Annotated in this window: 17 protein-coding genes and 1 riboswitch; of the genes, 7 read left to right on the top strand and 10 right to left on the bottom strand. The window is 60.9% G+C overall.

Annotated elements, in window-relative coordinates; genetic code table 11:
- The first annotated feature begins 531 nt into the window (after nucleotides 1-531).
- Nucleotides 532-2607: a TonB-dependent receptor domain-containing protein gene (locus tag ACNA0I_RS26135; protein ID WP_415808943.1), complete on the top strand. Its 2076-nt coding sequence runs from the start codon at nucleotides 532-534 to the stop codon at nucleotides 2605-2607.
- Between the two features lie 13 nt (nucleotides 2608-2620).
- Here the strand turns inward: ACNA0I_RS26135 and xerC are convergent, their stop codons facing one another.
- The 5 genes from xerC to ACNA0I_RS26110 all read right to left on the bottom strand — a co-directional run bounded on the left by xerC (nucleotide 2621) and on the right by ACNA0I_RS26110 (nucleotide 7266).
- Nucleotides 2621-3604, bottom strand: coding sequence for a tyrosine recombinase XerC (gene xerC, locus ACNA0I_RS26130; RefSeq protein ID WP_415808942.1), 984 nt, complete (start codon nucleotides 3602-3604; stop codon nucleotides 2621-2623).
- A gap of 139 nt (nucleotides 3605-3743) precedes the next feature.
- Entirely contained in the window at nucleotides 3744-4427 is a 684-nt protein-coding gene (locus tag ACNA0I_RS26125) for a DUF484 family protein (RefSeq protein ID WP_415808941.1), read from the bottom strand.
- 14 nt (nucleotides 4428-4441) lie between these two features.
- On the bottom strand, nucleotides 4442-5356 hold the full coding sequence (dapF, locus tag ACNA0I_RS26120) for a diaminopimelate epimerase (protein WP_415808939.1): 915 nt from the start codon (nucleotides 5354-5356) through the stop codon (nucleotides 4442-4444).
- 112 nt (nucleotides 5357-5468) lie between these two features.
- Complete coding sequence (locus ACNA0I_RS26115) at nucleotides 5469-6359, bottom strand: lysophospholipid acyltransferase family protein (RefSeq protein WP_415808938.1); 891 nt, start codon at nucleotides 6357-6359, stop codon at nucleotides 5469-5471.
- A complete protein-coding gene (locus ACNA0I_RS26110; protein ID WP_415808937.1) occupies nucleotides 6352-7266 on the bottom strand; it encodes a lysophospholipid acyltransferase family protein in 915 nt (304 codons plus the stop codon). The genes ACNA0I_RS26115 and ACNA0I_RS26110 overlap by 8 nt, the downstream gene beginning before the upstream one ends.
- 284 nt (nucleotides 7267-7550) lie before the next feature.
- On the opposite strand from ACNA0I_RS26110, the gene metK reads away from it, so the two are divergent.
- Nucleotides 7551-8714, top strand: a complete 1164-nt coding sequence (gene metK, locus ACNA0I_RS26105; protein ID WP_415808936.1) for a methionine adenosyltransferase — start codon at nucleotides 7551-7553, stop codon at nucleotides 8712-8714.
- 117 nt (nucleotides 8715-8831) lie between these two features.
- On the opposite strand, the gene ACNA0I_RS26100 is transcribed toward metK, so the two are convergent.
- From ACNA0I_RS26100 to ACNA0I_RS26080, 5 genes are all read right to left on the bottom strand, one after another.
- Nucleotides 8832-9218 carry a cupin domain-containing protein gene (locus tag ACNA0I_RS26100; protein WP_415808935.1) on the bottom strand — a complete coding sequence of 129 codons (387 nt, stop codon included), beginning with the start codon at nucleotides 9216-9218 and terminating at the stop codon, nucleotides 8832-8834.
- Between the two features lie 90 nt (nucleotides 9219-9308).
- On the bottom strand, nucleotides 9309-10124 hold the full coding sequence (locus tag ACNA0I_RS26095) for an AraC family transcriptional regulator (RefSeq protein WP_415808934.1): 816 nt from the start codon (nucleotides 10122-10124) through the stop codon (nucleotides 9309-9311).
- A 20-nt stretch (nucleotides 10125-10144) separates the two neighbouring features.
- The gene (locus tag ACNA0I_RS26090; protein ID WP_415808933.1) at nucleotides 10145-10393 is read right to left on the bottom strand and encodes a DUF1289 domain-containing protein; all 249 of its coding nucleotides are present in this window, start codon (nucleotides 10391-10393) and stop codon (nucleotides 10145-10147) included.
- A 111-nt stretch (nucleotides 10394-10504) separates the two neighbouring features.
- Nucleotides 10505-11389, bottom strand: a complete 885-nt coding sequence (locus ACNA0I_RS26085; protein WP_415808932.1) for an alpha/beta fold hydrolase — start codon at nucleotides 11387-11389, stop codon at nucleotides 10505-10507.
- Between the two features lie 66 nt (nucleotides 11390-11455).
- On the bottom strand, nucleotides 11456-12439 hold the full coding sequence (locus ACNA0I_RS26080; RefSeq protein WP_415808931.1) for a Bug family tripartite tricarboxylate transporter substrate binding protein: 984 nt from the start codon (nucleotides 12437-12439) through the stop codon (nucleotides 11456-11458).
- Nucleotides 12440-12582: 143 nt separating this feature from the next.
- On the opposite strand from ACNA0I_RS26080, the gene ACNA0I_RS26075 reads away from it, so the two are divergent.
- From ACNA0I_RS26075 to metF, 5 genes are all read left to right on the top strand, one after another.
- On the top strand, nucleotides 12583-13506 hold the full coding sequence (locus tag ACNA0I_RS26075) for a LysR family transcriptional regulator (protein WP_415808930.1): 924 nt from the start codon (nucleotides 12583-12585) through the stop codon (nucleotides 13504-13506).
- Nucleotides 13507-13600: 94 nt separating this feature from the next.
- Nucleotides 13601-14671 carry a glycosyltransferase family 4 protein gene (locus ACNA0I_RS26070; protein WP_094824183.1) on the top strand — a complete coding sequence of 357 codons (1071 nt, stop codon included), beginning with the start codon at nucleotides 13601-13603 and terminating at the stop codon, nucleotides 14669-14671.
- A gap of 64 nt (nucleotides 14672-14735) precedes the next feature.
- A riboswitch (S-adenosyl-L-homocysteine riboswitch) is annotated at nucleotides 14736-14858 on the top strand.
- A 97-nt stretch (nucleotides 14859-14955) separates the two neighbouring features.
- A complete protein-coding gene (gene ahcY, locus ACNA0I_RS26065; protein WP_415808929.1) occupies nucleotides 14956-16359 on the top strand; it encodes an adenosylhomocysteinase in 1404 nt (467 codons plus the stop codon).
- 165 nt (nucleotides 16360-16524) lie between these two features.
- Nucleotides 16525-16860, top strand: coding sequence for a phage holin family protein (locus tag ACNA0I_RS26060; RefSeq protein ID WP_094824185.1), 336 nt, complete (start codon nucleotides 16525-16527; stop codon nucleotides 16858-16860).
- A gap of 27 nt (nucleotides 16861-16887) precedes the next feature.
- Nucleotides 16888-17742, top strand: a complete 855-nt coding sequence (gene metF, locus ACNA0I_RS26055; protein ID WP_415808927.1) for a methylenetetrahydrofolate reductase [NAD(P)H] — start codon at nucleotides 16888-16890, stop codon at nucleotides 17740-17742.
- The last annotated feature ends 203 nt before the right edge of the window (nucleotides 17743-17945 follow it).

Genomic DNA, 17945 nt, shown 5'->3' with positions numbered 1-17945 from the left:
GGCCAAACTCGCTCCGCTGCGCTCCACTCAAACATGCCCAGCCGACTTCCCCCCGCCTGACAAGGCTGGTTCGGCGGGCTCTACGGGCCGGCACCGCTTTTACACGGCGCACGTCGGCTCACGTTGTCTGCATATGACGGATGTCTCCACAGTTGTTGGTACAGACAATGGCCACATCGTCGTCGATGGGGCGGCCGTATACGTCACAACTTACGCCGCGATTCAGCCGCGACCCGCGCCAGCCAGCAACCGTGGCATGCCACTACTGTGAGTCCCTGCCGGGTGCCNGGAAGCCGTGCCGGCCCGTAGAGCGCGGATTTAGCCCGCGAAGCGGGCCGAGGCCCCTGGTCATGGGCCGAGTCCGTGCGATAGGNCCGGTGCGGCTTNCAGGCANCCGGCNGGGACGTCTTCACAGAGACACACTCTGCCACCTCTGACCGAGCAACAGCCGTAATTTCTTCATGCGTCAATAATTGATATGTTATATCATCTCGTAGTTTTTGAAATGATATAACATAATCGAGACGGGAAATGACGTTAAACCCTCATCCGCTAGCGCTGGCACTCTCTCTAGCGCTAGCCCCCGCCGTGCAGGCGCAACCTATCCAGTCAGCAGATACCAACGCTGACGCTGCCGCCACCTTGGCTCCCATCACCGTTTCAGCCAATCCTCTAGGCCTGGACCCGGACAGCATGGCCTTGCCCGCACTCGTGCTGGACGGCAATGCGCTGATCGAACGTCGTCAAGGTACCCTGGGCGATACGTTGAACGGTTTGCCGGGTATCAACTCGGATACGTTCGGCGGCGGCGCCAGCCGGCCCGTGATCCGTGGCCAGACCGCGCCACGGGTCAAGGTGCTGTCAGATGGATCGGAATTGATGGATGCTTCCAGCATTTCCCCCGACCACGCGGTGACGACAGAGCCCCTCCTGGCGCAACGCATTGAAGTCCTGCGCGGTCCGGCCACGCTGTTGTACGGGGGCGGCGCCATCGGCGGCGTTGTCAACGTGCTGGATAACCGTATCCCCACGGCAATCCCGGAGAAAGGCGTCGAGGCCGAAGCAGAGGTTCGCGGTGCGACCGGCACCAACGAGCGTGCAGGCGCAGTGAGCATCACCGCCGGCACAGGCCAGTTTGCCGTCCACGTCGAAGGCATGAAACGTCGCACCGATGATTACGACGTGCCGGATTGGACCAGCAAAGAGCTGGCAGGCTCGTATAGCGAGTCCTCGCAAGGCAGCCTGGGCCTGTCGTGGATCACGCCGCGCGGCTATGTCGGGGTGGCATTCACCTATCTGGACAGCAAGTACGGTCTGCCCGGGCACAATCACGAGTATGAAGGTTGCCATCCCCATGGCACGCATCTGCATTGCGGTGGCCACGACGATCACGATCATGAGGGTGAAGACGGCCACGATCATGACCACGAACATGGTGAGGGTGAGGATCCTCCCTACGTCAAACTGCGCAGCAAACGTGTGGACGTTCGTGCAGAATATACCGAGCCTTTTGCCGGGTTCGAGAAAGTCCGGTTCCGTGGCGGCCTGACGGATTATCAGCATCAGGAAATCGAAGGCGGAGAAGTCGGCACCACCTTTAAAAACCGCGGCTATGACGCGCGTCTGGAGTTGGAGCACAAGCCGCTGTACGGCTGGCGCGGCGTAATCGGTCTGCAGAATTCGTTCAGCGATTTCAGCGCCGAAGGCGAAGAGGCGTTCTTGCCGCGCAGCGATACGCAGTCGACGGGTCTCTTTTTGCTAGAGGAATATCGTCTGGCCGATTGGCGCTTTGAGGTTGGTGCGCGCCAGGACTGGCAGCGTATTTCTCCCGAGGGCGATAACCCGCGTTCCAGCCAATCGGGCACGTCGCTGTCGGCTGCCGCGATCTGGGACTTTGCGCCGCAGTATTCGGTAGCCTTGTCGCTGTCGCGCTCGCAGCGTCTGCCCAACGCACAGGAGCTATATGCAGACGGTGTGCACTTGGCGACGAATACCTACGAAATCGGCAATGCCGATTTGAGCAAGGAAACTTCGCACAATATCGATTTGACCTTGCGCAAGCACGAAGGCGACACGACGTTCAGCGTGAGCGCTTTTCATAATCGGGTCAAGAACTACATCTATGCGAACACGCTTGATCAGTATGAAGATTTCCGCTTGATCGAGTACGCGCAGCATGACGCAGAGTTCACAGGGATCGAGGGTGAGGTGCGCCACCAGTTCAACAAGGTGTTTTCTGCTGGGGTGTTCGGTGATTACGTGCGCGGCAAATTGACCGGCGGCGACGGCAATCTGCCGCGTATTCCCGCCGCGCGCGCGGGCGTGCGGGCCAACGTCAAGTGGCAGCAATGGTCAGGCGGTGTGGAATATGCGCATGTATTCCGTCAGAACGATATCGCATCGTATGAGTCGAGCACCGCTGGCTATGACATGGTGAATGCCGTGGTGAGCTATCGCAACTCATTTGGCTCCGACACTGCCTATGAGATCTATCTGCGCGGGACGAACTTGCTGGACAAGCTGGCGTATAACCACGCCTCGTTCATCTCGACCGCGGCACCGTTGGCCGGTCGAAGCGTGCTGTTAGGCGTACGGGTGACGTACTGATCGCGACGTAAATCTAGGATTTACGTCCCGCTCGTGGATGGGCCTGATCATAGGCTTTGGCCAGATGCTGAAAGTCTAGCCTGGTGTAGATCTGCGTCGTAGAGATGTTGGCATGGCCCAGCATCTCTTGCACTGCACGCAGGTCTTGCGCGGATTGCAAAACGTGGCTGGCGAAGCTATGGCGCAACACGTGCGGATGTACATGCGCAGGCAGGCCAGCTGCCTGCGCGAATTTTGCAAGCTGTGTCTGGACAACACGAGGCGAGATGCGCCGGCCTCGTGTTCCCACGAACAGGGCATTGGCGTCCGTATCAGTAGCGCTCGCCGCTGCCAATTGGGACCTGACTTCGATCCAGCGTTGTAGGGCCGTTAATGCGGCCTGCCCGACGGGGACGCTGCGGCGTTTGCCGCCTTTGCCCAATACCAGGACTTCGGCCTCGGCGAGGTTGAGCCAACTCGACGATTCGTAGTCGGCGGTACGGGTGTAATGCAAATCGAGCCCCACGAGCTCAGAGAGCCGCAGACCGCTGGAATACAGGAGTTCGAACATGGCGCGATCGCGCAAGCCCGCAGGCTCGGTAGCCAATTTTGCCGAGGCATGGTCCAGCAGTGCCTGTGCCTGCTCCACGGATAGTGCCTTGGGCAGACCGCGTGGCGCTTTGGGAGCACGCACGCCGACTACGGGGTTGCCGGCCAGATCTATCGTGGGTGCCCACCATTGATAAAAACCTCGCCAGGCCGCCAATGTGCGGGCCAGGCTGCGTGGTCCCAGGCCCTGCGCATGCAGGCGGGCGGCAAACTGCCGGATGTGGCTGTTGGTGAGCTGTTCGAGCGGCAGCTTGACTGCGTGGGCCAAGGTGGCCAACTGGCGCAGGTCGCGTCGATAGGCGTCCAGCGTGTGAGGGGAATAGCGCCGATGGGCCTGCAAGTGTTGCAGCCACGCATCCAGGGGCTGAGGCAGGGATTCTGAAACGGGATCGGGAACTGGCTCGGTCATGATGGATAAGCCTCAGGTCCAGGCATCGCCGCTTTTACGGCGAGGGGCAGGCACGGGTTGACCGGCCTGCGATCCGCATGGGTTAAAGGTAAGCAGGGGATTGATGGGGTGTGCTCCTGATCCCTGTCCTCTCGATATGTCAGGCCGGATTCTGCGGCGCAGGTGTATTCAGCCGGCGCAGTGTTGCCGAAGCCAGGCGGCCGATTGCTTCGAGGAACACCGTGCCCATTTCCGGGTTGAAGCGGGCAGGATCATCGGACCCCAGTACGAGCAGGCCGATGCTGGGTTGATCCACGTCGAAACGTAGCGGAATCAAGGCCAGCGATTGGGGCTTGGCATCCAGCCAGTTCACAGCCTCGAATTCGGTGTCCGGGCCACAGTACGGCGTTTTCAGGCTATCGGTAAAGTCGCGTACGTCCTGCGAGACAGGCGCACCGTAACCCGTGGGAGCCAGTCCGGCCAGATTCCACAACCGCAGGCCGACATGATTCAGGTCGAACTGCTCGGCCAGACCCAGTGCGATTTCGCCCGGCAGGTGTTGCGGCTCGCTTTCGCCCAGCAGGCGCGCACACCATTGCGAAACATGGTCACCGATAGCCTCATTCGAATCAGCGTTGTTGATCAGCTCGTTCAGGCGCCATTCGAGTTCGCGATTGCGTTCGCGCAGGGCCAGAATCTGCCGCTCTCCCAGCGAAATGGCGCGCGTACCGTGTGGGTGCGGGACTTGCAGCGTGGCAAAGACCTCGGCGTGCTGATCGAAGAATTCCGGGTTGTTTTGCAGGAAATCCGCGATGTCCTGGGCAGTGAGAGCGGTATCGGTCATTGAATGCGTAGCGTTTATCGGCCTAGGGCCATGGAGAAAACCAGCTTGTCGATATCGACCTGGCCGTTGTAGACAGAGGCGGCAGGGCCCGTCATGCGGAGGCGTTCGCCGTTCCAGTCCACGGTGAGGATGCCGCCGCGGGTATGGACCCGCACAGGCGAATCCAGCAGGCCGCGGCGAATACCGGCAGCGACGGCAGCGCAGGCGCCTGTCCCGCAGGCCAGGGTCTCGCCCGCTCCGCGTTCGTACACGCGCAGCCGGATGGTGTTGCGGTCGACGACCTGCATAAAGCCCGCGTTGACGCGACGGGCAAAACGAGGGTGGCGTTCGATCATGGGGCCGACAATGCCTACGGGGGCAGTGTCCACGTCATCGACTTGCTGGACGGCGTGGGGATTGGAAATGGCCACAGCCGAGACCTGCACGCTGCGCGGCGCGCCGGGGGGGGCTTCGGGCAAGTCCAATTGCCACAATGTGTCCTCGCCCTGCGTGTGCGAGGCCAGGCCATCAGTATCGAATGGCAAGGCGGCCGGATCAAAACGGGTCACGCCCATATCCACGGTGACTTGTTCGTCGTCGCCTTCGTCCAATACCAGAATGCCGGTCGCAATCTCTGCGCGCAGCGGATTCCGGTCGGACAAATGTTGTTCGTGCACGAATCGCACAAAGCAGCGTGCGCCGTTGCCGCAGTGCTCGACCTCCGAACCATCGGCATTGAAAATGCGATAGCGAAAATCCGCATCCGAACGCGTGGCCGGTTCGACCAGGAGAATTTGGTCGGCACCGATGCCGAAATGACGATCGGCCAGGGCGCGCGCGCGCTCGGGCGTCATGTGGATGGCTTGGCGTACGCCGTCGAGCACGACAAAGTCGTTGCCCGCGCCATGCATTTTGGTGAAGTTCCAGATCATGGGAGGATTATCGCGCATTACGTCAGGGCGTGGCAGGGGGGATGGAATGGCCGGAGACAGCCCCGGTCAATCCGTATGCTTTTGTGTGGTGCTGGTGGCGAGCAAACCAAAGCCAGCTCCCGCAGAATATTCAATAATATTTGGCTTGGCCCAAGGGGCGTGTCTTAAAGCGCCGATGAACCCAATAGTACTGGCTGGGGCAACGCCGGACCCAGCCTTCGATGTGCTGGTTCAAACGTGCCGTGGCTTCCTCCAGTGTGCCTTCGCCAGGGAAGTCTGCCAACGGCGGCATGACTTCGACGTGATATCGGCCCGTATCGGGATCCCAGAAATCGATCACGGGCACGACCGCCGCGTCCCATTTGCGAGCCAGTTGGGCGGTAGCCTCGAGCGTGGCTGCCGGTATGCCAAAAAAAGGCACAAACACCGCGCCCTGGCGGCCAAAGTCCATATCGGGCAGGTAATACACCGGCCGCGGCGCGCGCAGATGGCGGATCAGATCGCGCACGCCATCTTTGCGGCTCACGAGGAAAACCTCGTTGAATCGGCCGCGGCCGTTACGTACCAGGGTGTCCACCGCCGGATCGCTCTGAGGCGTGTACATGGTGGCGCTGCTGGGCACATCCATCGTCAAGCGTGTCGCGGCCGCGTCCAGCGCCACAAAATGCGGCGCCAGCAGCAGGACCCGCCGGCCCTCGGCGATCAAGGCGTTGATCCTCTCGGCGCCCTCGGTGGTCACCATTTCGCGTATGGCCTCGGGCGTGCCGTACCACAGGACGCCTCGGTCTACGATGGTCTGTGCCAGCGCGCGGAAATGCGCCCGCATCAAGCTCTCCCGTTCTGCCTCGGAGAGCTCGGGAAAGCATAGTTGCAGGTTCAGGCGCACGATGCGCACGCGCGAGCGGGCCAGTTTGCGGGTCAGCCAGCCGAGTCCAGCACCTATGTGTTGGCGGGTGGATGGTCGGATGCGGCCGAACCAGGCGAATAACGCGTTCAGGGCTCGCAGTTTGAAATCATTCATGAGAGTCAGCCCCGGGGGATGCGGACGAGGACGGCTTGTCGGACGCCTGGGGTCCAGGCATGGGCGGAACGGGCGGCGCACCGCGCGGGGTCTTGTAGCGGTTGTAACTCCACAGGTATTGATGCGGCATGTGGCGAATCACCTTTTCCATGGCGGCATTGAATAAGGCGGCCTGGGCTTGTGGATCCTGTGGCAACGGGTCGGGCACGCGCGAGAAATGGACGCGCCAGCCTCGGCCTTTCGGCAGGCGTTCGCCCGTCACGACGATCACGGCGACCTGGGTTTGAGCAGCGAGCTTGCCCGGCAATGTCATGGTGTACGCCATGCGTCCGAAAAACGGCGCCCAGACGCCGTCGCCTTCGCCAGGCGCTTGGTCGGGCAGAAGGCCGACGGCTGTGCCTCGGCGCAAGGCGCGCACGAACTCGCGTACGCCCTGCATATTTGCGGGTACTGCCTTCAGGCCGGACGTGTTACGTGCGGTATCGAGCAATGGCGCAAAGGCCGCCATGCGAGGCGGTCGGAACATGACGGTCATCGGGATGTGGCACGCCACTGCCACGTAGCGGGCCGTGATCTCGAAACAGCCGAGATGCGGTGTCAGGAACAAGATGCCCCGATTTTCGGCCAAGGCAGCCTCGACGACGTGAACGTCGTCCGAAACCGTCTTGGCGAGGCTTTCTTCACCGCGGAACCAGACCTTGGGCATTTCCATCATCATGGCGCCGGTTTCGGCGGCTGCCCGACGGGCAAATGCGGGATCCGGATAGCCCGCCTGGGCGGCGTTGGCCTGCAGGCGTTGCCGGTAGCGCCCCGGGAACGCGTAGATCAGGCGGCCCAGCACTCGTCCTGCCACGTGCAAGACAGGCAGGGGAAGCAAGGCAACGGCGCGAAACAAGGCAAGCAGCATGCGGGTCGGATCATGTGTCGCAGCGTGAAACCCACGGTGCGAAGTCTCTACAGATAAGCGTATGAATTCATGCCATAAGCATGGACCCGGCATTTTCGCCTAAAATGCGTTCTGTCGCCGAGTTAACCGACAACTTGCGGGGCGACGCCTGTTGCGCGCGAGCGTTTCGGCAAAATCCGCTAAAGCGTCGCGCCCAGATCCTTATCCATTCAGGTTCAGATCCGCGCGCAACGCGCCTCGTTAAACCTGTGTGCCGGCTTTGCCGGTCTCGTAAGGACGTACCCGTGGCCAGTAACGATTTTCTCTTTACCTCTGAATCCGTCTCCGAAGGGCATCCGGACAAGGTCGCCGACCAGATTTCCGATTCCATTCTTGACGCCATTTTTACCCAAGACCCGAATGCGCGCGTCGCTGCTGAGACGCTGTGCAATACCGGGCTTGTCGTGTTGGCTGGTGAAATCACCACGACCGCCAACGTCGACTATATCCAGGTCGCGCGCGACACCATCCGCCGCATCGGTTACGACAATACCGATTACGGTATTGATTACAAAGGCTGCGCGGTGCTCGTGGCCTATGACAAGCAGTCGCCTGACATTGCTCAGGGCGTGGACCGTACCTCCGAAGACTACTTGAACCAGGGCGCGGGTGACCAAGGCCTGATGTTCGGTTACGCCTGCGACGAAACCCCCGACCTGATGCCGGCCCCGATCTGGTACGCGCACCGTCTGGTGCAGCGCCAGAGCGAACTGCGCAAGGACGGCCGCCTGCCGTGGCTGCGCCCCGACGCCAAATCCCAGGTTACGTTCCGCTACGTCGATGGCCGCCCGGTCGAGGTCGATACCGTGGTGCTGTCCACGCAGCATGCGCCCGAGATCTCGCAATCGTCGATTCACGAAGCCGTCATCGAAGACATCATCAAGCCCAGCTTTCCTGATGGCCTGATCACGCCCAAGACGAAATTCCTGGTCAACCCGACCGGCCGTTTCGTGATCGGCGGTCCGCAAGGCGATTGCGGCCTGACCGGCCGCAAGATCATTGTGGACACGTACGGCGGCGCTTGCCCGCACGGCGGTGGTGCTTTCTCCGGCAAGGATCCTTCCAAGGTTGACCGTTCGGCTGCGTATGCTGCGCGCTATGTGGCCAAGAACATCGTGGCCGCTGGCCTGGCCCGTCAATGCCAGGTACAGGTCAGCTACGCCATCGGCGTAGCCGAGCCGATCAACATCACGGTCTATACCGAGGGCACCGGCGTGATCTCCGATGATCAGATCGCCAAGCTGGTGCGCGAGCACTTTGATCTGCGTCCCAAAGGCATCGTCAACATGCTCGACCTGCTGCGCCCGATCTACACCAAGACGGCGGCTTACGGTCACTTTGGCCGTGCCGAGCCCGAGTTCTCTTGGGAAGCCATCGACAAGGCTCAGGATCTGAAGAAAAGCGCGTAAGCCCTTTATGCGCTGATCTGACGGCCACCCTGCGAGGTGGCCGTTTCGTTTATGGCCGGAGAGTGTCAGAGGCCGCTTTGGGTCGAATAGCGGCGGGATGTCCTGGCGTCTTTGATACTAGATCCACACATCGTTCTGTGCGGTTCGTTCTCCAGTTTGTTCCCCTGTGTTGAACACGCCGCGAGGCTCGATCAACATCAGCTTGACTTCGTGTTCGGCGTACGGCTTGTGCTCGGTTCCTTTGGGAACAATGTACAGCTCTCCCTGCCGCAGCAAAATGTTGCCGTCGCGGAAATCAATACGCAACTCGCCTTCGAGGACGAGGAAAGCCTCGTCCGTGTCGGCATGCGTATGCCAGATGAAGTCGCCTTCCAGGCGAACGATCTTGAATTGGTAGTCGTTCATCTCGGCCACGACCTTGGGTGACCACTGTTCGTTGAAAAGCGTGAATTTCTGGGCGAAATTGATCGGGTGGTGATGACGGGCAGCGGGCGCCGTGGTCATGTTGGAATCCTGATGAATAGACGGGAATCAGCATGTTAGGAGCGTGTCTGCGGCGAATCTTGCACGATCGTGCAAGTCGGCGTCATGGATTTACCGTGACTGTTTTATTCGTGTCATCCATCGAGCTGGAGGGACGCCGTACGCGGCAGTGAACTGGCGCGCCATGTGGCTTTGATCAAAAAAGCCGGCCGTCAGCGCCGATTCGGCGATGGTTTGGCCCGACCGCATCAACTGCCGTACGCGATCGAGGCGGCGCATGGTCAGATAACGATACGGGCTGGTGCCGTAGAGCGACCGGAAATCCCGGCACAACTGCCAGCGGTCCATGCCACTGACTTGCGCCAGCGCATCCAATGTGATGGTTTGCTCCAGGGAATCATGGATATAGGCTCGGGCGCGTTCCACTGCAATGAAGTCAGGATGGCGCCGCATACGGCGCTGCCCGGCTACGTCGATCAGGGCCTGTGCCAGATCATGCAGCGCGTCGTCTTCTTCCATGGGATCGACGCCGGCGTCCATGTCTCGAAGCAATGGCGCAAGCGCACTGCGAAGCCGAGGGTCGCCAGACAGGCCGCCTTCGACGAACGGCAGCGGTTTGCCACCGAGAATCTGCTGGATCAAGGAAGGCTCGATGTACACCATCCGGTAATGAAAACCCGCCTCGGTCCCCGCTTCGCCGTCGTGCAGTTCATCGGGATGCAACACCAGAATGGTGTTCGGCAGGCTATGGCGCTGCGCGTGGCGATATTGAAAACTCTGCACGCCGCCCAAGGTCAAGCCGATGGCGTAGGTATCGTGCCGATGCGGCGTGTAACCATGCCCTCCGAAATAGGCTTCGATACGTTCGAGGCGTCCTGGCTGGCTAGCGTGCTTTACCCAATCGCGAGGCGTCGTCGTCTTGGCCATTTTGCACGTTCCACGTCTCACTATCCCTTGCGACGCGGATATCCCTGGGCACGAATCCGGTGCCACACAATCTGTTTTTCTTCTTCGGTCATGAAGACCCAGTTGGAGACCTCCATGGCCGTGCGGCCGCAGCCGCGGCAGATCTCGTCGAACAGCGTGGAGCAGACTGCCACGCAGGGGGAGTCGGTCGCAACAAAAGCGTTTTGCGACGGTTCTGCGTCGCCAGGGGCAACAGTGTCGCCGTCAGAGGTGGATAGGGTGTGACTCATCAGGCGCAGCTTAGCATCCGCGGTGCGTCCCTTTTTGCAAGGCCCTGACGCAGGGTCGGATAAGCACGTACGCAATGGCGGGATTATCCGGCCCGGTTACGCTGGAGCCGCTCAGTTAAACAACTGTCGCGCTTCTTCCACAATCAACTCTGGTATTTCCTCGGCCAGATAATGCGCACCGGGCAAGGCACGGCCCGCGATATCGTCGGCGACGGCGCGCCATAGTCCCAGCACGTCGAAATTCTGTCCGACGGCGCCGCGCTCGCCCCAGAATACGCGCACGGGCATGCGCAGGCGTTCGGCTCGTGCACGGCCGTCACGGTCGTGTTGCAGGTCGATGGTGGCTGAGGCGCGGTAATCCTCGCAGATGCCGGTGGCCCAGTTCGGCAGCTGGGCGCAGCGTTCGTATTCGGCCAATGCCTCGGGTGCGAATAGCGCCAGGCCCCCAGGCCGGCTGCCCATGACGGAGCGGATATAAAACACCGGGTCATGTTCGATCATGGTTTCGGGAATCGGCGCGCGTTGAATGAGCCAGAACCAATGGAAATACGCTTGTGCAAAGGCACGCGTGGTGCCTTCGTACATATCCAGAGTGGGCGCGATATCCAGCAACATCATGCGCTGCACGCGCGCGGCATGATCCAGCGCCAGACGATGTGCGACACGCGCGCCGCGGTCGTGAGCCAATACATCGAATTGCTCGTGGCCCAACGCACTCATCAGCTCGGCCATGTCGCGCGCCATCTCGCGCTTTGAATGCGCGGCGTGAGCGGATGTGGCCTCGGGTTTTTCGCTGTCGCCGTAGCCGCGCAAATCCGCGGCGATGCAGGTGTTGGTTCGAACCAGATCGGGCCAGACGCGATGCCAGATGACGTGCGTCTGCGGGTGGCCGTGCAATAGCAGCAGCGGTGGTCCGTCGCCCTGGATGCGGGCGGCTATGCGCACGCCATTGACCACAAAGGTTTGCAAAGGCAGATCGAATAGGGAGTCAGTCACGTGCGTTCCAATTTCAAGGCATACAACAATACACGGCCAATCGCGTGTCAAAGCACCAAAGGTTCCTTAGTTGGGTTCGATGCCGGCGGCCTGGATGACACCGGCCCAACGCTTCATCTCGGCAGCAACCATGTCGTCGGTTTGGCTCGGGGTGGAGATCAATGGCTCAAAGCCTTCTTTTTTCATGCGTTCGATCACCTCTGGTGAACGCAACGCATCGCCCAGCTTGGCATTCAGCGTGTCCACCACCGCCTGGGGTGTGCCCGCTGGCGCACTGATCACAAACCACGTGTTGAATTCGTAATCAGGCAGCCCCGATTCGGCGATGGTCGGCACATTGGGCAAGAGCGGAGATCGGGTCTTTCCCGTCACGCCCAGAGGCTTGAGCTTGCCGCCATCAACCTGCGGTTTTGCGGCCGACAGCACGGGAAAGCTCATCTGCACTTGGCCGCTGATCGTGTCCAGCATGGCGGGGCCGCCGCCTTTATAGGGCACGTGCAGGATTTGCGTTTTGGAGACGGACTTGAATAGCTCTGCCGCCATGTGGAAAGTGCTGCCGGTTCCGGCCGAGCCAAAGCTCAAGGCATTGTCGGGCCGCGCGCGAACGTACGCCAGCAGCTCGGCGACGTTGTTGACCGGCAGACTATTGGTCACCGTCAGCACATGCTGCGACGTCGCGATCGTGCCTACCGACCGCAGATCCTTCAGCGTATCGAAAGGCATGTTCTTGAATAGCGACGGATTGATCGCCAACGACATCGTGTTGATGGCGAGCGTGTAGCCATCGGGTTGTGCGCGTGCCACGGCCGCCATGCCGATATTGCCGGACGCGCCTGCGCGGTTTTCCACCACCACGCTTTGCCCCAACTGCTTGGCCCAGGCATCCGCGATCAAACGTGCAGTGATGTCGACGCTGCCTCCGGGTGCGAATGGCGCAACCAGCGTAATGGCGCGTTCAGGGAACGTCTGTGCCGAGGCGGATGTCGCAACGATACAGCCCGCGGCTGATACGACGGCGCAGAAGATCTGTCGGGAAAGCAATGACGTCATGGATGTCTCCTTGGGGCCGCGAACATGGCACGGCTGTGGTTTGATGTTGTGCAGCCAGTGTATAGGCCAAGTTTGTTCTTATAATTAATAAATAAATAAACCGTTATTTAAAATAATTTAATAATGGACTGGCTCAGACGCCTATGAATGCCATCTCTGACTTGGCGTTTTTTTCACTGTTGGTGAAACACGGCAATTTATCGGCAGCGGCACGCGAGCTCGGCTTGACGCCGCCAGCCGTGAGCACTCGGCTGGCCAATCTGGAACGCCGGCTGGGCGTGCGGCTGCTCAACCGCACCACCAGACGGGTTACCGTCACGCACGAGGGCGAGCGCTATCTGGCCGAAGGCAACCGCATCCTGGCTGACCTGGAGGCACTGGAGCGCAACATCGCCAGCGGCCAGGCCCAGCCCCGGGGGCTGCTCAGATTGAATGCCACCTTTGGGTTCGGCCGCGCCCACATCGTGCCGGCGGTGTCTGATTTTTCGCGCGCGTTTCCCGAGGTCGAGGTCCAGATGCGTTTGACGGATCGTCCCGTCAACCTGTTGGACGAGGGTTTTGATGTCGCTGTGCGTTTTGGCGACATCCCCGATGCCCGGCTCACCGCGCGCAAGATTGCGTCGAACCGGCGGCTGCTCTGTGCGTCGCCCCGTTATTTACAGACAGCGGGCGAGCCGCGTGCGCCAGGCGATCTGTCGCGTCACCGTTGCATCGTGGTACGCGAAAATGACGTGGCCTATGGTACGTGGCACCTGCGCAGCGGACAGCGTGTGGAAACCGTCAAAGTGCGCGGTCCGCTGAGTTCGAACGACGGCGAGAGCGCGCTGCAATGGGCTTTGGATGGCCACGGTATCGTCATGCGATCCGAATGGGAGACCGCGGCGTATCTGCGTTCAGGACGATTGCGGCAGGTCTTGTCCGACTGGCATACGCCGCCGGCCGACATCCATGCCTTATATCCGGAACAGCTGAATCTGCCCGCCAAGACCGTGGCGTTCGTGGATTTTCTGGTGCAGCGTTTCGCCGGCCATGTCCGGCCGCCTGGCAGCGACCGGGACGTGTGGTAAGTCCTCGTCTTGCAGTCGTCATATTTCTGTCTTTGACGTGTCACATTCAGCAGGCTAAATCGCGGGATCGATGACTTTCGCGCTGGGGATACCTATGCGTATCGTTTTGGTTACTGACGCCTGGCCTCCGCAGGTCAATGGCGTAGTCCGCACCTGGACCACCATGCAGCGCCTGCTGACGCAATGGGGACACGAATTGATCGTGGTCAATCCCAATGGCGCCCCCTCGGTGCCCGCGCCGTCCGAGCCCGAGTTGCGCCTTTGTCTGACGCCGGGCCGGCAATTGCGGCGCATCCTTGGTGATACCGTGCCTGATGCTTTGCACATCGCTACTGAGGGGCCGCTGGGCCTGGCGGCAAGGCGCATGGCCTTGCGCAAAGGGTGGCGGTTCACTACGTCGTTTCACACGCTGTTTCCGGATTATCTGCAGGCACGGATGGGCATTCCCGCATCGCTGCCTTGGCGATTCATGCGCTGGTTTCATCGCCCATCGGCTTGCGTGCTGGTGCCGACGCCCACCGTACGCGATATTGTGGCGGCTCGTGGGTTGGCAAACCTGCGGGTATGGTCGCGCGGCGTGGACGCCGCGCATTTTCGTCCGGGCAAGCGAGATGCGTTCGAGGATCTGCCGCGGCCGATTTTCCTGAACGTGGGCCGCGTGGCTCGTGAAAAGAATCTGGATGCGTTCCTGTCGCTGGATCTGCCAGGCAGCAAGGTGGTGGTCGGCACGGGACCCGATGAGGCTCGGCTGCGCAAAGCCTATCCCAACGTCCGCTTCCTGGGCATGCAGCCCGATGCGAAACTCCCGGCTTACTACTCGTCGGCCGACGTCTTCGTATTCCCCAGCCTGACAGACACGTTTGGCCTGGTAATGCTGGAATCCATGGCCTGCGGTACCCCTGTTGCCGCATTCCATACCGAAGCGCCGCTGGCGGTGATCGATGCCGGCGCCACGGGGTTCGTGAATGACGACCTGGCAATGGCGTGCCGCCAGGCGCTGGAACTGGACCGTACGGGTGTACGCGAGGGGGCATTGAAGCGTACCTGGGAAAAGATCGCGCAGGATCTGCTGCAGGCATTGGTGCCTTTGACGCCGGCGGGCGAGGCTGCGTGGCCCATCTCGGCAAATTCGGCGGCAACCAACTCACTGACCCCGCAGGTGTAGGGCGGCTCTGCCGCTTTTTCGCCGCTTGGTTGCATCCCTCGTTGCACCCGGTACAATTCGTCTCAGTCCTGAGGAGCGCTGCGACGATCCCCGGTTTGTCCCTGTCGGGGCGGCCAGGCGGGTTGCCAGGCTCAGGAATCTCACCAGACGTCGCCCAGGCGGCGTCCAGCAACGGCGCTCACCTTTGTCGCAGCAGGCAAAGGCGGGCGCCTTTTTCATGATTGGGTGTTCCGTACGGTTGCCTGCGACAAGCACTGCCGTTGATATCTAGGAGCACTCACCACATGACTACCACCCCCGATTTCCTCGTTGCCGATATTGCGCTGGCCGGCTGGGGCCGCCGCGAACTGGCGATCGCCGAAACTGAAATGCCAGGCCTGATGGCCATCCGCGAAGAATTCGCCGCCAGCCAGCCGCTCAAGGGCGCACGCATTGCCGGCAGCCTGCACATGACCATCCAGACCGGCGTGCTGATCGAAACGCTGGTGGCGCTGGGCGCCGAAGTCCGCTGGGCATCGTGCAACATTTTCTCGACCCAGGACCACGCTGCCGCCGCGATCGCCGCGACCGGTACGCCGGTGTTCGCCGTCAAGGGCGAGACCCTGGAAGAATACTGGCAATACACGCACCGCATTTTCGAATGGCCCGAAGGCCGTCATGCCAACATGATCCTGGATGACGGCGGCGATGCCACGCTGTTGTTGCACCTGGGCGCACGTGCCGAGAAAGATATCTCGGTCCTGGCCAAGCCGGGCAGCGAAGAAGAGCGCGTGTTGTTCGCGTCCATCAAGGCGACGCTGGAACGCGATCCCAAGTGGTATTCCACCCGCTTGGCCGAAATCAAGGGCGTGACCGAAGAAACCACCACTGGTGTGCATCGTCTGTACCAGATGTCGCAAAAAGGCGAGTTGGCATTTGCCGCCATCAACGTCAATGACTCGGTCACCAAGTCCAAATTCGACAACCTGTATGGCTGCCGTGAATCGCTGGTCGACGGGATCAAGCGCGCGACCGATGTGATGGTCGCCGGCAAGATCGCCGTGGTCGCCGGCTATGGCGATGTGGGCAAGGGTTGCGCGCAGGCGCTGGCCGCCTTGCGCGCCCAAGTCTGGGTGACCGAGGTCGACCCCATCTGCGCCCTGCAGGCTGCGATGGAGGGCTTCAAAGTCGTCACCATGGAAGAAGCCGCTCCGCTGGCAGATATCTTCGTGACGGCCACGGGCAACTATCACGTCATCACGCGCGCACACATGGATGCCATGAAAGACCAGGCCATCTTGTGCAACATCGGCCACTTCGACAACGAAATCGACGTCGCTTCGGTGGAAGGCCTGCAATGGGAAGAAATCAAGCCGCAGGTCGATCACATCGTGTTCCCTGACGGCAAGCGCATCATTCTGTTGGCCAAGGGGCGTCTGGTGAACCTGGGCTGCGCCACGGGCCATCCTTCGTTCGTGATGTCGTCCTCGTTTGCGAACCAGACCATCGCACAGATCGAATTGTTCACGCGTAACGACGCGTATGAGCGCGGCCAAGTGTATGTGCTGCCCAAGCAACTGGACGAGAAGGTCGCTCGCCTGCACCTGAAGAAACTGGGCGTGAAGCTGACGACGTTGCGTCAGGATCAGGCCGATTACATCAATGTGCCGGTCGAGGGCCCCTTCAAGCCCGAGCACTATCGCTATTGATCCTGTAGCACAATAGGTGGATGCTTAAGGCCTGTGCATAGACCGCACGGCGCTACCCTGATGGGCAGCGTCGCTGCAACGGGTTATGCCAGGCTTGCTGTATCGCTGCGCCCCCGGGCGCGGCGGATTTCGCCTACCTGTGGGCGCCTTATCGGAGAGAGGACGATGACTTTGATCTTAGTTTGGCTATTGAACGCGGTGGCCCTGTTGATAGTGGCGTATCTGTTGCCAGGCATCACAGTGGCCAGTTTCGGCTCGGCGCTCGTTGCCGCGCTGGTGTTGGGTTTGCTGAACATGCTGGTCAAACCGGTGTTGGTGCTATTGACGTTGCCGATCACGATCGTCACGTTGGGCCTGTTTCTGCTGGTGCTCAATGCCCTGTTGTTCTGGCTGGCTGGCTCGATTTTGCGAGGCTTTCAGGTCAATGGGTTCTGGTGGGCCGTGGGGGGCGCCATTTTGTACAGCATCATTTCCGGCCTGCTTTCGCGGCTGATTCCCTGATTCCGATTTCCCCTCTTTGATTCTCTAATGACCGGATCTTCCACTGCGGCCCTGAGCCTGGAGTTTTTCCCCCCGCGCGATATCGCCGCCCAAGAGCGGTTGGTACGCGCGGCCAAGCAATTGTTGGCGATTCAGCCTCGCTACGTCAGCGTGACGTTCGGGGCGGGCGGATCAACGCGCGCCGGCACGGCCGACACCGTACGCATGCTGCAGAACCTGGGATGCGATGCGGCGCCGCATTTGTCCTGCATTGGAGCTACGCGTGATGACCTGAGAGGGATTCTCTCGGCCTATCGCGAGCAAGGCGTGCGGCGGCTGGTGGCATTGCGTGGGGATCTGCCTTCCGGCATGGGGGGCGACGCTGGCGAATTGCGTTATGCAGCCGACCTGGTCGCCTTTATCCGTGCAGAAACGGGCGATGCGTTTCACATCGAAGTCGCTGCGTATCCGGAAATGCATCCGCAGGCGGCGAGTCCGCAGGCAGACTTGAATCACTTCGTGGCCAAGGTCAACGCCGGGGCGGACGCGGCGATCACGCAGTATTTCTTCAATTCCGACGCGTATTTTGACTTTGTCGATCGAGCTCAGGCCAAAGGCGTCACGATTCCCATCGTGCCGGGGATCATGCCGATTACCAACCATACGCAACTGGTACGTTTCTCCGAAATGTGCGGTGCCGAGATTCCGCGCTGGATACGGTTGCGGTTGGCGGAGTTCGGGGACGACAAGGCGTCGATTCGGGCGTTTGGCGTAGATGTAGTGGGTGAGTTGTGCCAGACCTTGCTGGATAACGGCGCGCCTGGCCTGCATTTCTATACGTTGAATCAAGCTGAGGCGGCGTTGGGGATTTGGCGGGAGCTGGACCTGACTGCGGCGCGCTAGATCATGCGTTTGCTCGCATTATCTTGTGGCTATGTTTCACACAGCTCGTGATCCACACCATTTATGCATGCCACCATTGTGAGTCCCGGCTGGCGGCCCAGGCTGTGCTGGCCCGTAGAGCCCGCCGAACCTGCCTTGTCAGGCGGGGGGCAGTCGGCTGGGCATGTTTGAGCGCAGCGTAGCGGAGCGAGTTTGCCCAGCCG

The organism is Bordetella muralis (assembly GCF_965139205.1).
Taxonomy (GTDB): Bacteria; Pseudomonadota; Gammaproteobacteria; order Burkholderiales; family Burkholderiaceae_B; genus Bordetella_A; species Bordetella_A muralis.
Note: the sequence above shows the minus strand (reverse complement) of the source record. Positions and strands in the feature narration are given on the sequence as shown.